The sequence below is a fragment of the Saccharothrix sp. HUAS TT1 genome, from assembly GCF_040744945.1.
Lineage (GTDB): Bacteria > Actinomycetota > Actinomycetes > Mycobacteriales > Pseudonocardiaceae > Actinosynnema.
On the sequence record NZ_CP160453.1, the window covers coordinates 4,928,415 to 4,943,149 of the forward strand.

The window sequence follows — 14,735 nt, forward strand, 5'->3', positions numbered from 1 at the left end:
GAACGCGCCGCCTCGGCCGGGCGGGGTCGACCGACCCCGCCCGGCACGGGATCAGATGACGCCGAGGGCCAGCATCGCGTCGGCGACCTGGATGAACCCCGCGATGTTGGCGCCCGCGACGTAGTCGCCCGGCTTGCCGTACAGGTCGGCGGTTTCCAGGCAGCGCTCGTGGATGCCGCTCATGATGGCCGCCAGGCGCTGTTCGGTGTGCTCGAAGGTCCAGGAGTCGCGTGAGGCGTTCTGCTGCATCTCCAGAGCGCTGGTGGCCACGCCGCCCGCGTTGGCGGCCTTGCCCGGGGCGAAGCGCACGCCCGCGTCGCTGAACAGGCGCACCGCGTCGGGCGTGCACGGCATGTTGGCGCCCTCGGCGACCAGCTTGCAGCCGTTGTCGACCAGGGTCTTCGCGTCGTGGCCGTTCAGCTCGTTCTGGGTGGCGCAGGGCAGCGCGACGTCGCACGGCACGTCCCACACCGAGCCGCCCTCGACGTAGCGGCTCCGGGGACGGCCCGCGGCGTACTCGGAGATGCGCGCCCTGCGGGTCTCCTTGACGTCCTGGAGCAGGTCGAGGTCGATGCCGTCCTCGTCCACGACGTAGCCGTCGGAGTCCGAGCACGCGATGACCGTGCCGCCCAGCTGCCGCACCTTCGCCACCGCGTGCACGGCGACGTTGCCGGAGCCGGAGACGACGACCTTCTTGCCGTCGAGGGAGTCGCCGTTGGCCTTGAGCACTTCCTCGGCGAAGAACACCGTGCCGTAGCCGGTCGCCTCGGTGCGCACCTGGGACCCGCCCCAGGTCAGGCCCTTGCCGGTGAGCACACCGGATTCGTAGCGGTTGGTGATGCGCTTGTACTGGCCGAACAGGTAGCCGATCTCCCGGCCGCCCACGCCCATGTCCCCGGCGGGCACGTCGGTGTACTCGCCGATGTGCCGGTACAGCTCGGTCATGAACGCCTGGCAGAAGCGCATCACCTCGCCGTCGGAGCGGCCCCTCGGGGAGAAGTCCGACCCGCCCTTGCCGCCGCCGATGGGCATCCCGGTCAGGGCGTTCTTGAAGATCTGCTCGAACCCGAGGAACTTCACCACGCCCAGGTAGACCGAGGGGTGGAAGCGCAGGCCGCCCTTGTACGGGCCGAGCGCGGAGTTGAACTCCACCCGGAAGCCGCGGTTGATCCGCACGGCGCCGGAGTCGTCCACCCACGGCACGCGGAAGATGATCTGCCGCTCGGGCTCGCAGAGCCTGCGGATCACGGCGGCGTCGAGGTACTGCGGGTGCTTGGCCACGACCGGTCCGAGGCTGTCGAGCACCTCGTGCACCGCCTGGTGGAACTCCAGCTCGCCGCTGTTGCGCCGGAGCACCTCGTCGTAGATGTCGCCCAGCTTCTCGTCCAGGATCGCCACTCGCCGTTCCCCGATCGTCCTAACAGGATGGATGTGGTCAGAGCTCTCCTCCAAGCTGACCCCGCGGCGCGACGGGGGGCAAGCCGGCCGACCTGTGGCGGTCGTCACCACGGCCGGCCCGAACCGGGTCCGCGGCCCCCGGGTGGACCGCCCGTGGACGGTCCGGCGGCACGGCCCCGGCCTCCCGCACCGGGCGCCCGGTCCGCGGCCGGCACAGTCGCGAAACCGGTTTGGCGGCATTGCCGAAATGTTTTTCGGCTGCCACAGTGCTTGGTGGCGCACTCACCGACCGACCACCCCCGGCCGGTCGGTGAATCGTCCCCGTCCTATTCGGGCACTGCGCTCGCCGCTGCTCCGCCGACAGGTCGATCAGCTTTCCAGTGAGGATTCGGGATTCGCAGTCCGCCGCCGTCGCATCAGGTCACGCCTCACCCCTGCGCACTCAACGAGAGGTTTCAGTGATCAGAACCTTACGAACGGCCGGTCCTCCACGCCGGACGCGCACGACCGCTGTTTGCCTCATGGCGGCGCTCTCCTTTTCGCCCGTCGCACCCGCTCAAGCCGCCGAGCCGGCCGCGCCGACGTCCGGGGCCCGGTACCAGGCGCCGGAGAAGCCGGTCTCGACCACCCTCACGGCGAACGACTCCCGTGAGCACGTGCACGTGAAGTTCGCGGAGGGGAGCCGGGTCCGGCTGCGCGGCGCCGAGCTGACGTCGGCGGCGGGCACGGACCTCTCGGCGGTCCGGGACGTGCTCCGCTCCGGCTCGGTCTCGGCGGTGCGGCGGCTGTTCACCGCCCCGGAGGAGGCGCTGCGGGCGTTCACCGACCAGGCGGCGACCCGCTCGGGCCGCGCCCAGGCCGACCTCACCCTCTGGTACCGCCTGGACCTGCGGCCGGGCGCCGACGCGGCGGCGGTCGTCGACGCGCTCAACGCGCTGCGCGAGATCGAGATCGCCTACGCCGAACCGCTCGCGGTGCCGTCGCCGATCGCGCCGGACTTCACCCCTCGCCAGGGCTACCGCTCCGCCGCCACCAGCAGCGGCATCGACGCCGACTACGCCCGGACGGTCCCCGGCGGCACCGGCGCGAACGTGCGCGTGGGCGACATCGAGTACGCCTGGAACACCGCCCACGAGGACCTGTCCAAGCTGCGCGCCCCCGGTGCGTTCGTCCGCAACGGCACCGTGCGGGACCCGTTCAACGACAACAACCACGGCACCGCCGTGGTGGGCATCCTCGTCGGCGACGCCAACGCGGGCGGCGTCACCGGCCTGGTCCCCGATTCGCCCATCCACGTCACCAACGCCGCCAACACCGAGCGCGGCTGGGACGTCGCCAACGCCGTCCTGGTCCTGGCCCGCGCCCTGCGGCCCGGCGACGTGCTGCTCGTCGAGCAGCAGACGTCGGGCCCGGCCGGCTGCACCGGGTACGTCGCCCCCGAGTGGGTCCCGGCGATCTACGACGCGATCGTCGCCACCACGTCCTCGGGCATCAACGTGGTCGAGACGGCGGGGAACGGCTCGATGAACCTGGACGACCCGTGCTTCGGCAGCCGGTTCCCGCGCGGCAGGCCCGACTCCGGCGCGATCATCGAGGGCGCCGGAGTCGCCCCGGGGTGCGGCACCGCCCGCACCCGGCTCAACTTCTCCACCCACGGCAGCCGCATCGACGTGCAGGGCTGGGGCAACTGCGTGGTGAGCACCGGCTACGGGAACCTCCACAGCAGCGGCGGCGCCAACGCCCACTACACGGCGAGCTTCAGCGGGACGTCCAGCGCCGGTCCGATCGTGGCGGCGGCCGCGGCCTCGCTGTCCAGCATCGCCGAGCAGCGGGGCGTCATCCTCAGCCCGGGTCAGGTGCGCGCCATCCTGAAGTCCACCGGCACGCCGCAGGTCAACCCCGGCACCGGGAACATCGGCCCGCTGCCCAACCTGCGCGCCGCCATCGCCGCCCTCCCCGCCGCGCCGTCGTCCTCGTGGCCGCGCGGTCTCTGACCCGCCCGACCGCCGCCACCCACCCCTGCCTGATCCTCGGAGGTCCGAGTGTCCGTCACAAGGCTCCTCGCGTCCGGCGCGGCCATCGCTTCCCTCCTCGCCCCGACCGGCGCGGCAGCCGCCGACACCCCGGTTCCCGCTGCCGCTGCCGCCGCCGCCGTCGCGGAGCACTGCCACCACGACGAGTCCGCGCCCAAGCCCGCACTGGGCGACGACGCGTGCGCGCTGGGCAACGGCCAGTTCAAGGTGCGCACCGCGCACGGCGACCAGGTGACCCACTTCGACGCCCCGCGCCCCGAGCACGAGGGCGTCCGGGACGTGGTGAGCCCGTCGGCGACGGCGTCCCTGGCCGCGCGCTCCCACCACTGCGCGACGGACTCGTACCGCATCCAGCTCGTCTACCTGATCCCCTCCGGCGCGCCCGACGCGTCGGCGACGATGGTCCCGCTGATCAGGCAGCACTTCCTGCAGTCCAACGACATGGTGTCCAGCCGCGCCGCGCAGCACGGCGGCGACCTGTCGCTGCGCGTGGCGTGCGACTCCACGGGCCGGCCCGCCGTCCGGGTCCTGCGCAGCGGCCACGACAACAGCGCGATCAGCGCCATCGACCAGGAGGTCGCGCGCCAGGGCCAGCGGGTCGCCGGCCAGGACAACGTCGTCTACTGGGGGGACGGCGGGTGCGGCGGCGGCGTCGCCTACGGCAGCGGCGACACCCGGCCCGGCGTGGAGAACTCCGTCAACAACGCGCCCGGCATCGCGGTGGTCTACGGGCGGTGCCCCTTCACCTACATGCTGCACGAGCAGGGTCACTCCATGGGCGCGGTGCTCCCGAACTCGCCCAACAGCTCGGGCGCCGGTCACTGCAACGACGACGCCGACGTCATGTGCTACAAGGACGGCGGCCCCCACTCGGGCAACTACCGCTCGAACGTGTGCCCGTCCCCGAACGGGAACCTGGACTACTACTGGGACTGCAACGTCAACGACTACTTCCACCCGAACCCGCCGGCGGGGTCGTTCCTCGCGACGAACTGGAACCTCGCGAAGTGCGCCAACCGGATGGTGTACCGGCCCAACTGCGGGGTGGCGCTGACGGCGACGAGTCGCCGGGCCGGCACGACCTCGTGGATCGTGCGCTAGCGGCGCCTGGACACCAGGCAGGACGAAGCCCTTCCCGCGCGGGAAGGGCTTCGTCCTGCTGTCATGACGCCGGGGTGGTCCTGTTCAGTAGTGGTTGCCCGGCACGTTCAGGCGCACCTGGTAGAGGCCGAACGAGCCGGGCACGCCCGAGGTGAGGTACAGCGTCCGGCCGTCCGGGCCGCCGAAGGCCGCGTTGGTGGTGTTGCGACCGGCGGAGATGGCGCCCAGCCGCGTTCCGGTCGGCGAGAAGACGTGCACCAGGCCCTCTTCGTAGGACGCCCAGTACACGTTGCCCGCGCAGTCGATGGTCGCCCCGTCGGGAGTCCGGATGCTCGCGAACGTCGTGCGGTTGCCGGTGGAGCCGTCGGCGGCGACGGCGTACTTCACGATCGAGTTGCTGCCGCCCACGTAGAGCGTCCTGCCGTCCGGCGACAGGACGATGCCGTTGGGCTGCGACAGCGTGTCGTCCACCAGGCTGACCACGCCGTTGCGGACGCGGAAGACGCTGGTCCGACCGCCCTGCTCGTCGGCGCGGTTGCCGCGCTGGAAGTTGGGGTCGGTGAAGTAGGTGGTGCCGTCCTGGCCGGTGGTCAGGTCGTTGGGGGAGTTGAACGCCCGACCCTGGTGGTTCGCCGCGACGGTGGTGCGGCTGCGGTCGGTCAGGCTGTAGGAGGAGACGGTCCGGTTGTCGTGGGTGGCGGCGAGCAGCCGCGAGCCGTCGGGGGTGACCGCCAGGCCGTTGCTGCCGGAGTCGGCGATGAACGTCCCGAACGTGGCCGGCGGGGTGAACCGGAGCACCGAGGACGGCTGCACGCCTTGGGGACCGGTGGGGTTTTGCATGTTCGACAACAACAGGGTGCCCGTCCGCTGGTCCCACGTGGGACCTTCGAGGAAGTTGAACCCCCCTCGGATGAGCTGGGACGTCACCGCCCTGGTCGGTAACGGCGGTCCGTAGGTCGCCCCCGGGGTGCACGGCGATGCCAGTGCCGCGTGGGCGGAAGCGCCGGGAGCCACGGTGCCGGCGATGGTGATCGCCACCGCCGTGAGCGTCCACGTGCGACGGCGCCGCGCTGTCGTGCGGTGGGTCATGGGCTTTCCTCTCGTGATCGGCGGAGCCGCGGGGTGGAGCGGTCACCCCACCCCGCGGCCGGGTCATCGTCCGAGCTCGACCTTGAGGATGCTTTCGCTGCTGTTGTTGGCGATGCTGTCCTTGTCGCCGCGGGTGCTGGTGGTCAGCCACAGACCACCGTCGGCGGACGGCTCCACGGTGCGCAGCCGCCCGTAAGTGCCGTTGAGGTACTGCTGGACGTTCGTCAGGCTCTCGCCGGAGATGTCGGCCCGGTACAGCCGCGCACCGCGCAGGCAGGCGAGGTAGAGCGCGTCGCGGACCACGGCGATGCCGCTGCACGAGCCCTCGGCGACCGGGTAGGTGCGCTTGGGCGCGATGAAACCGGGTTCGCCGCAGCTGCCGGTCGTGCCCTCGCAGCGCGGCCAGCCGTAGTTGCCGCCGCGCACGATCAGGTTCGTCTCGTCCATGACGGAGTTGCCGAACTCCTGCTCCCACAACCGGCCCTGCGAGTCGAAGGCCAGGCCCTGCGGGTTGCGGTGGCCGTAGCTCCAGACCGGGGTGCCGAAGGGGTTGTCCGACGGGACGCCGCCGTCGCGGTCGATGCGCAGGACCTTGCCGGCGAGGTTGCCGCGGTCCTGCGCCCACTCGGCGTTCTGCCCGTCGCCGGTGGCGACGTAGAGCTTGCCGTCGGGACCGAAGCGCAGCCGGCCGCCGTTGTGGTACTTGTTGCGCGGGATGCCGGTGAGCAGCACCTGCGGCGTGCCCGTGAGCGCGCCGCCGGTGTAGCGGATGCGCACCACCCGGTTGTCGGTCGGGCTGGTGTGCATGACGTACACCCACGGGTCGGCGGTGAAGTCCGACGCCACGGCGATGCCCAGGACCCCGCCCTCGCCGTCCGTCCCGGCCGCGTTCGGCACGCGCCCGACGACGGTCTTCGCGCCGGTCGCGGGGGTGAGGCGGACCAGCTCGAAGGTGTCGCGGCGACCGAAGAGGACCTGCCCGTCGGGCAGCGTGGCCAGGCCCCAGGGCAGGTCGGTCTCGGTGGTGACCCTGGTGACCGAGCACAGCGCCGTGGCGCAGGCGCCGCCGGTCGTGACGGCGACCGCCGCGCTCGGGGCCGAGCGGTTGGCCTGCGCGTCGCGCGCCCGCACCCGGTACTCGTAGCGGGTGTTCGCGGCCAGGCCGCTGTCGGTCAACGACGTCGAGGTCGCGCCGCTGGTCGAGCCCACCTGGACGCCGTCGCGCAGCACCTCGTAACCGGTGACGCCAATGTTGTCCGTGGCGGGTGACCAGCGGACCGCGACCGAGGTGCCCGACGCGGTCGCCGTCACCCCGGTGGGCGTGCTGGGCGGCGTGGTGTCGGCCTGGCACTGCGGCACGGTGATGGTGACCGTGGAGCTGGCCTGGGAGACGTTGCCCGCGGCGTCACGGGCGTTGACGTACAGGCCCCAGGTGACGCCCGGCACGACGGCCAGGCCCACCGACAGCGCGGTGCCCGGCACCGAGGTCCTCAGCTGGCCGTCCTGGTAGACGTCGTAGAACGCCACCGCGACGTCGTCCGTGGCCGCCGACCACGAGAACGTCACCCCGGTGCACGTCAGGTTCGAGGCCCGGGGGTCGCCGGGCGTGGTCGGCGGCGTGGTGTCCGCGCCGAGCCTGACCAGCCGCCACTGCTGGTTGGCGCCGCCCGTGTCGGGCCACTGGACGACCTGCGCGCCGTCGCCGGTGGAGGCGTTCAGCACGTCCACGGCCTTGCCACTGGCCCGGTTGAGCAGGCGCACGTGACCATCGGGCGAGTCGACCAACCGGAACTGCTGACCGGTGAGCCCGGCGTCGGTCGTCTGCACCAGGCCGGCGCGGTCGGCGGTGGACGGGAAGCTCAGCACCCGGTTGCTGTGCCTGGACCTGATCCGGTAGTAACCGCCGCCGGAGTCGACGAACTGCCACTGCTGCCACGCGCCGTCGTTGCGGGTGTACTGGGCGATCCGGGCGCCTTCCGCGGTGCTGCGCCCGTACACGTCCAGGACCTTGCCGCTGTTGCGGTTGACCAGCACGTACGAGGCGCTGGTGTCCACGGTGGCGGCCGACGCGGCGGGGAGTGGGAGCACGACACCGAGGGCTGACAGGGCCACCACCCACACCGCGCGGAAACGCGAGCGGGGAAGGGCTTTCTTCCTGGTCGCCAGGGGATCTCGCATGGTCTTCCTCTCAAGGAGGGCAAGGGCACTCGCCTTGTTATCGCTAACAAAATGCGTCGTCACAACGCCACGTCGGCGGCGGTCGACGTGCGCAGGAGGGGTGTGGCGGAAGTGCCGCAGGACGCGGCGGGCGATCGTCCCGAAGGGAGCGAGCCGCGTCTCAAGCGGAACGAGAACGGTCCGAGCGTCTCTTGCGCACGTGGTCCATGCTTCGCCTCCTTGCGAGCAGGGTCATCGGGCGGCGCGGCTGGGAGCGTTCCCAGGGGCACCGTAGCGCGACGCGTTCACCGTCGACAAGAGCAGCGGAGGTTTGTCCCGGATCTTCGTTAGCGCTAACACCGAGGCTCGCGCCCGTGATCAGCCCCGGTCGGTGATCGTCGCTTTGACGGCCAGGGCGGCGCTGGACCTGGCCCACTCGCTGAAGTCGAACGGCCGCACGTCCAGGTCGATCAGGCCGGGGTCGTCGTCGAAGGTGTCCTCGATGCCGTCGTGCACCAGTTGTGCCGATACCTCGTACAGCGGCAGGCCCTCGCCGGTGAGCAGTACCTTCTGCGGGTCGGTGGCGTTGGCGACGGTGCCGATGAGCACGCCGAGCGCGTAGCCTGCCTCGTCGAACACCTGCCTGGCTTCGGGGTCTCCGGCGCGGGCCCGGTCCAGGGCCTGGTCGTAGGTGGGTCGGCCGGTCAGCCGCCGCAGCATGACGTGGGTGAGCAGGTAGCTGGAGACGCAGCCGCGCCGGCCGCAGCCGCACAGCGGGCCGCCGGTGTCGACCAGGGTGTGGCTGAAGCGGGGCGGCAGGCCGTGCGCGCCTTCGACGAGGGCGCCGTTGGCGATCAGACCGGTGCCGACGCCCGCGCCGACGGTGATCACCGCCATCGAGGTCAGGCCGGCGCCGGGGCCGAACCAGTGCTGGGCGGCGGTGAGCGCCTGCACGTCGTTGCCGACCGCGGTGGGGACGCCGGTGGCCCTGGTCACCGCGGACTTGAGCGGCACGTCGATCCAGCCCAGGTGCTCGTCGCGCACGACCACGCCGTCGAGGACGACCCCGCCCAGGGTCACGCCCACGCCGGTGGCGGTCGGCAGGCGGGCGGCGACCCGCGCGATCTGGTCGACCACGTCGTCCGGGTCGTGGGAGCGCAGCGGCTCCTCGGTGGTGGCGACCGGGACCGTGGTGAGGTCGGTCATCGTGGCGTGGAGCCGGTCGGCGGTCAGCTTGACGCCGAGGAAGTGGTGGGCCGCGCCCCGCACGTGCAGCATCTCGGAGGGCCGCCCGGCCGAGGGCCGCGGCCTGGTGTCGCCTTCGACCAGCAGCCCTTCGAGCATCAGGGACCTGGTCACGCGGGTGAGGGTCGGCCGGGACAGGTGCAGCCGGTCGGCGATCTCGGCCCGGGACAGCGGTCCGTGGACCAGCACGTCCAGCAGGACGTCCCGGGCGATGTCGGACAGCTCCGGCCACGCGGGGGTGGTGCGGGCGCCGGCGTCCGAGGTCACCGGCCGACGATAGCGGGCCCGGTGCGAAGTCCGCGTCAGCGAACGCCGGGAACGCGCGGGCCGAATTCCGCTCCGACTTGTCGCCCGATCATTTCAAGAGTTTACCGGACTCTTTGTGAAAAATGAGTCGTTGCTCCGCGCTTCCGGGCGGTGTCAGACTTCCGACCTGCGGCGGTGAGCTTCGCCGACCGGAGAGGGCCCATCGACCGAACGCGCGAATCAATTCACGCGCGTTTTGTCCCCTGTGGTGGCGTTCCCCGGCGTTGAAAGGTTGTCGTAGTGCTTCGGAACAAATTGTTGGGCGTGGTCGCCCTGTCCTGCCTCTTCTCCACGACCCTGTTCACCGGCGGCGCGGTGGCGGCGCCCGCCACCGGCTCCGGGTACGAGCCCGAGATGGTCGCCGCCCTGGCGCGCACGCTGGGCGTCGACGAAGCCGCCGCGGTCCGGCGGCTGGACCGCGAGGCCGACCAGCAGCACCGGCTGTCCGGGCTCGCGGAGCGCGGCGTGCGGGTCGACGGCGCGTTCTTCGACGGGTCGGGCACGCTGACCGTCAACGCCGACCGCGCGGGTGCGGAGCGGGCTCGGGCGGCCGGCCTCGCCGCCCGCACGCCGGCCCGCGGCGAGGCCGCGCTGAACGAGGTGCAGGCGCGCCTCGACCGGCTCGCGTCCCGCCAGGTCCCCGCCGGTGTCGCCTCGTGGGGCGTGGACGTGGCGGCGGACGTCGTCACGATCCAGGTGGTCGACCGCACTAAGCCGCCGGCTCGGGCGTTCCTGGCGGCGGCGGCCGAGCACGGCTCGGCGGTCCGGGTGGAGGAGGTGCGGCAGGAGCTGACCGCGCAGGCGGCCATCTACCCCGGCAGCAAGATGACGCTGAACGGCGGCTCCGGCTACTGCTCGGTCGGGTTCGGCGCCCGGTCGAGCAGCGGGGTGCAGTACCTGGTCAGCGCCGGGCACTGCGTCGCGGGCAACGCCACGCTCCACTACAACGGCGCCCGCTTCGCCAGGGGCGCCGGCAGCCGGTACGCGCTGGGTTCGGACAGCGTCGACATGGGCGTGGCCCGGCTCGACGCGGGCAACTCGATCACCACCCAGGTCGGCACCTGGGGCGCCGCGGGCCTGATCACGGTCAGGGGCGCCTCGCGCGGCTCGGTCGGCTCGTCGATCTGCAAGTCCGGCGCCACGACCGGCTGGACCTGCGGTTCGATCACCGGCTACAACCAGACCGTCACCTACATCGACCCGAACGGCGGTCCCTCGACCGTGGTTCGCGGTCTGGGCAAGTCGACCGTCTGCACGATGGGCGGCGACAGCGGCGGCGCCTACATCTCCGGCAACCAGGCGCAGGGCATGACCTCGGGTGGCCCGACCAACCAGCAGTGCACGTTCAACGGGGGCTACCAGAGCGGGAAGTCCTCGTACTTCCAGCCGTTGAGCGACGCGCTGTCCTACTACGGGCTGACCCTCAACGTCGGCTGATCCGGTCACGAGGTGGGTGTCGATACTCCGTCCAGGGGTATCGACATTCACCAATTTGGGTGGTCATACTCGGTCATGGCAGCTCCAGAGCGACATCCCGGACCTGAGCAGGTCCTGTGCCAGGAGAAGTTCGCCGACGCGCTGCGCGCGGCCATAGCACGGCGCGACCTCACCCTCGACCGCATCCGCGCCCGGCTCGCCGACCGCGGGGTGGAGATCAGCATCGCCACGCTGAGCTACTGGCAGCAGGGGCGCAGCCGACCCGAGCGGCCGAACTCGCTGCGGGCGCTGCGCGAGCTGGAGGGCATCCTCGACCTGCCGCGGGACACGCTGTTCGAATTCCTCGAACCGCCGCGCCCGCGCGGCCGGCGCACGACCGGTGGCCGGCTGAGCCTGGAAACCCTCTACGGCGCGAACCCGCCGATCCGGGCGGTGCTCGGCGACCAGCCGGAACCGAACCCGGACATCGCCGTGCTCACCGCCACCGAGACGTGCTTCGTCGACGCCCGCCGGTCGTTGCGCCGGGTGTCGACCACGCAGGTGCTGCGCTGCACGGGCGACGGCTGCGACCGCTTCGTCACCGTGCACGGCGTGGACGAGGGCGACGTGATGCCGTCGCACGTGGTGGTGCGCGGCGGCAAGCTCGGCGCGCTGAAGGTGTCCGAGGACAGCGGGTACGCCTCGGCCGAGATCGAGTTCGGCCGGTCGCTGGGCAAGAACGAGACCGCGGTGGTCGAGTACGAGTGGGTGATGGGGGAGAGCGAGGTCCCCTCGCGCGGCCACGAACGCCGCTTCCGCGCCACGCCGGACAACTACCTGCTCCGCGTCTGCTTCGACCGCGTCACCCTCCCGGCCCGCTGCTACGCGTACCAACGTCCTCGCGTCGACGCGCCCGCCCAGCAGCGCCGCCGCATCCCGGTCGACCCCGCCGGCCAGGCGCACCTCTACCTGTCCAAGTGCGACCCCGGCGTGCACGGCATCTCCTGGGAGTGGGAGTGAGGGTGCGCGATTCCGATCCGGAACCCGTCCCGCCTTTGCCCGAGGCCCGTTCGACCGCGGTGACCAACCGCTGCCGCCTCCCACACGGCGTGACCGCCCCTCGGGCTGCCCGGTGGCGCGACCGCGAGGGCGCTTCCCGCACTTCGGCGGGTTAGAGTCCGGCCCGTGGCGGGTCAGGTCGAGGCAGGGGTCCGCGCCGCCGTCGGCCGGTTCGCCGGGCCGGTGCGAGGGGTCGGGGTGGTGCTGCTCAGCGCGTTCGGCGTCTGCTCGGTGTCGGACGAGGCGCTGCCGGTCGGGTTCGCGCTGCTGGGCCTGATGGTGGTCGGCGCGGTCGCGGACTTCTTCGACCGCCGGGTCGCGCTCGGCTTCGCCGTCGTCCGGGTGGTGGCGGTGTGCGCGGCGCAGGGCGTCCTCGGCGGCGAGTCCGGGCTGTGGGCGTTGAACGTCCTGACCACCACCGCGATCACGCTCCAGTGGGAGTGGCGGCCCGCCGTGGCGGCCCCGGTCACCGCCGCGCTGCTCGGCGTGCAGGTGTGGGCCGCCGGGTTCGACGGCGCGGTGGTGCTCCGCGTGCTGCTGGAGTGCTCGCTGGCCCGGCTGGCCCACGTCGTGGTCCGCCGCTCGACGTGGCGGGTGGACGAGCAGCGGGTGCGGCAGGCCGAGGTGGAGCGGGCGGAGGTGCTGGCGGCCGAGCGGCGGGCCCGCGAGCGGGAGTACCTGGCGCTGCTGCACGACACCGCCTCGGCGACGTTCCTGGTGGTCGCCACGCAGGGCAGCGCGGTCGACGCCGGCGCCGTCGCCGGGTTCGCCCGGCGCGACCTGGAGCTGCTGACCCGCGCCCGCGAGTCGGGCGACAGCCTGGTGGACGTGGGCACGTCGCTGCGGGAGGTCGCGGACCGGTCCCCGGTGGAGGTCACGACCCGGACGTCCACCACTCCGGTGCCCGCCCCGGTGGCCCTGGCGCTGGTGCGCGCGGTGCGGGAGGCGCTGCTGAACGTCGAGCGGCACGCGGGGACGGCGCGCGCGGAGGTCGCGGTGGTCCCCGCCGGCGACGGGGTGGTGGTCACGGTCGTCGACCGGGGGCGCGGGTTCGACCCGGACCGGGTGTCCGGGCACCGGCGCGGGATCAGCGGGTCGATCGTGGCGCGGATGGCGGACGCGGGCGGGTCGGCCGCCGTGACCTCGGGCGCCGGCGGCACGGTGGTCCGGTTGGCGTGGCCGGCGTGATCGAGCCCCGGGCGTCGGTCGACGAGGTGGCCGCGAGCATCCGGCTGGTGCTGCTCGGGGTGGTGGCGGTGATCCAACCCGGGCTGGGGCTGGTTCCGCTCCTGTCCCACGACAACGGTCCCGGCGCGACCGCCGCCTACCTGGCGCTGATCCTGGTGACGCTGGTCAGCGCCCTGTGGATCGTGCGGCGGCGGCCGATCCCGGGCCCGGTCGTGGCGCTGGGCACGGTGGTGGTGCTGGTCGCGTCGGCGACGGCCACGGCCGCGCTGCCGCCGGACGGGCACTTCGGCGCGGAGCACTGGTCCTTCGGCCAGGCCGGCTGGCACCTGCTGGTGCTGCTGGTCGACCGCGCGCGGTGGTTGGCGGTCGCGCTCGGCGCGCACGTCGCCGCCGAGATCGCCCAGTTCGCGCTCGCCGGCGCCCCGGACCGGACGGAGGTCGGCGCGGCCGGCGTGGTGGTGCTCGGCGTGACCAGCTTCCAGCTCGGCGTGCTGCTGCTGACCCGGTTCCTGCTGCGCAACGCGCGGCGGGCGGCGGAGGCGGCCGCCGCGCAGGAGCGGGCCGCGACCGGGGCGGCGGCGGCCGAGCAGTGGGCGCGGGACCTGCGGGCCGGGTTCGCGGGCGGGCTGGGCAGCACCCTGTCCCTGCTCGCCGACCTGGCCGACGGGGTGCTCGACCCGCGCGCGGAGGAGACGCGGCGGCGGTGCGCGTTCGCCGCGACCCAGCTGCGCCGCCTGTTCGCCGAGCACGACGAGTCGCCCGACCCGCTGGTGCACGAGGTGTCGGCGTGCGTGGACGTCGCCGAGCGGCGCGGCCTGGTCGTGTCGCTGGCGGTGAGCGGCGAGGTGGTGCCGGTGCCGACGGACGTGCGGCGGCAGCTCATCGCCCCGGTGGCGGCGGCGCTGTCGGCGGCGCGGGAACGCGCGCGGGTCAGCCTGCTGCGCGCCGACGGCGAGGTGCGGTTGGCGGTGGTGGCGGACACGGCGGCGCCCGTGGGACCCGCGTCGGGCCCGGTCGACGTGCGGTGCGACACGTACGGTGGGCAGACCCGGACGGAGGCCCGATGGCGGACGAGCTGAGCGCGGTGGTGGTGGACGACCACCCGGCGGTGCGGGCCGGCGTCGCGTACTGGCTGTCGTCGGGCGAGCCGCCGATCCGGGTCGTCGCCGACGGCGAGGACGTCGGGGTGGCCTGGCTGGACGAGGGCGCCCGCGCCGACGTGGTCGTGTTCGACCTGCACCTGGGCGGCCCGACGCCCGCGCTGGGCGACCTGCGGCGGCTGGCGGAGGTCGGGCGGCGGGTCGTCGTGTACTCGATGCGCGCCGACGACCGGATCGCGTTGCAGTGCCTGGAACTGGGCGCGCTGTGCTACCTGACGAAGGCGGAGGGCGCGGAGCACCTGGTGCCGGCCGTGCGGGCGGCGGGGGAGGGGCGGCCGTACACGCCGCCGTCGCTGGCGGGCGCGCTCGCGGGCGACCGCTCGGAGACCCGGCCCGCGCTGTCCCACCGCGAGACCGAGGTGCTGGTGGAGTGGTTCCAGTCGGAGTCGAAGGACTTCGTGGCCCGCCGGCTGGGCATCTCGGTGAGCACGGTCAACTCGCACCTGGAGCGCATCCGGATCAAGTACGCCCTGATCGGGCGGGAGGCGCCGACCAAGGCCGCGCTGGTGGCGCGCGCCATCCAGGACGGACTGATCGGCCTCGACGACCTCTGACCGCACCACGTCACCCGCGCGGGTGTGGT

Annotated in this window: 11 protein-coding genes; 7 read left to right on the top strand and 4 right to left on the bottom strand. The window is 73.0% G+C overall.

Annotated elements, in window-relative coordinates; all coding sequences use genetic code 11:
* Window positions 1-51: 51 nt before the first annotated feature.
* Entirely contained in the window at window positions 52-1,392 is a 1,341-nt protein-coding gene (gene gdhA, locus AB0F89_RS22945; protein ID WP_367138979.1) for an NADP-specific glutamate dehydrogenase, read from the bottom strand.
* 527 nt (window positions 1,393-1,919) lie between these two features.
* Here gdhA and AB0F89_RS22950 point away from each other — a divergent pair.
* Both AB0F89_RS22950 and AB0F89_RS22955 read left to right on the top strand, forming a co-directional pair.
* The gene (locus AB0F89_RS22950; RefSeq protein WP_367127605.1) at window positions 1,920-3,392 is read left to right on the top strand and encodes a S8 family serine peptidase; all 1,473 of its coding nucleotides are present in this window, start codon (window positions 1,920-1,922) and stop codon (window positions 3,390-3,392) included.
* 48 nt (window positions 3,393-3,440) lie between these two features.
* The gene (locus AB0F89_RS22955; RefSeq protein WP_367127606.1) at window positions 3,441-4,532 is read left to right on the top strand and encodes a hypothetical protein; all 1,092 of its coding nucleotides are present in this window, start codon (window positions 3,441-3,443) and stop codon (window positions 4,530-4,532) included.
* Window positions 4,533-4,616: 84 nt separating this feature from the next.
* Here AB0F89_RS22955 and AB0F89_RS22960 read toward each other — a convergent pair whose 3' ends face one another.
* From AB0F89_RS22960 to AB0F89_RS22970, 3 genes are all read right to left on the bottom strand, one after another.
* Window positions 4,617-5,621, bottom strand: coding sequence for an SMP-30/gluconolactonase/LRE family protein (locus AB0F89_RS22960; protein ID WP_367127607.1), 1,005 nt, complete (start codon window positions 5,619-5,621; stop codon window positions 4,617-4,619).
* Window positions 5,622-5,684: 63 nt separating this feature from the next.
* The gene (locus AB0F89_RS22965) at window positions 5,685-7,799 is read right to left on the bottom strand and encodes a PQQ-dependent sugar dehydrogenase (protein ID WP_367127608.1); all 2,115 of its coding nucleotides are present in this window, start codon (window positions 7,797-7,799) and stop codon (window positions 5,685-5,687) included.
* Between the two features lie 357 nt (window positions 7,800-8,156).
* The gene (locus AB0F89_RS22970) at window positions 8,157-9,290 is read right to left on the bottom strand and encodes an ROK family protein (RefSeq protein ID WP_367127610.1); all 1,134 of its coding nucleotides are present in this window, start codon (window positions 9,288-9,290) and stop codon (window positions 8,157-8,159) included.
* Between the two features lie 279 nt (window positions 9,291-9,569).
* Between AB0F89_RS22970 and AB0F89_RS22975 the strand changes: the two genes are divergently transcribed.
* The 5 genes from AB0F89_RS22975 (at window position 9,570) to AB0F89_RS22995 (ending at window position 14,706) form a co-directional block, all read left to right on the top strand.
* On the top strand, window positions 9,570-10,766 hold the full coding sequence (locus AB0F89_RS22975) for a S1 family peptidase (protein WP_367127611.1): 1,197 nt from the start codon (window positions 9,570-9,572) through the stop codon (window positions 10,764-10,766).
* Between the two features lie 75 nt (window positions 10,767-10,841).
* Window positions 10,842-11,765, top strand: coding sequence for a helix-turn-helix domain-containing protein (locus AB0F89_RS22980; RefSeq protein ID WP_367127612.1), 924 nt, complete (start codon window positions 10,842-10,844; stop codon window positions 11,763-11,765).
* A 165-nt stretch (window positions 11,766-11,930) separates the two neighbouring features.
* Window positions 11,931-12,992: an ATP-binding protein gene (locus AB0F89_RS22985; RefSeq protein WP_367127613.1), complete on the top strand. Its 1,062-nt coding sequence runs from the start codon at window positions 11,931-11,933 to the stop codon at window positions 12,990-12,992.
* A complete protein-coding gene (locus AB0F89_RS22990; RefSeq protein WP_367127614.1) occupies window positions 12,989-14,071 on the top strand; it encodes a hypothetical protein in 1,083 nt (360 codons plus the stop codon). Before AB0F89_RS22985 ends, AB0F89_RS22990 begins: the two co-directional genes overlap by 4 nt.
* A complete protein-coding gene (locus AB0F89_RS22995) occupies window positions 14,056-14,706 on the top strand; it encodes a response regulator (protein WP_367127615.1) in 651 nt (216 codons plus the stop codon). The genes AB0F89_RS22990 and AB0F89_RS22995 overlap by 16 nt, the downstream gene beginning before the upstream one ends.
* The last annotated feature ends 29 nt before the right edge of the window (window positions 14,707-14,735 follow it).

Bases quoted from the DNA above. Each gene is read 5' to 3' on its own strand.
- AB0F89_RS22950 (WP_367127605.1), top strand. From the start codon at position 1,920: ATGGCGGCGCTCTCCTTTTCGCCCGTCGCACCCGCTCAAGCCGCCGAG.
- AB0F89_RS22995 (WP_367127615.1), top strand. From the start codon at position 14,056: ATGGCGGACGAGCTGAGCGCGGTGGTGGTGGACGACCACCCGGCGGTG.
- AB0F89_RS22960 (WP_367127607.1), bottom strand. From the start codon at position 5,621: ATGACCCACCGCACGACAGCGCGGCGCCGTCGCACGTGGACGCTCACG.
- AB0F89_RS22980 (WP_367127612.1), top strand. From the start codon at position 10,842: ATGGCAGCTCCAGAGCGACATCCCGGACCTGAGCAGGTCCTGTGCCAG.
- AB0F89_RS22965 (WP_367127608.1), bottom strand. From the start codon at position 7,799: ATGCGAGATCCCCTGGCGACCAGGAAGAAAGCCCTTCCCCGCTCGCGT.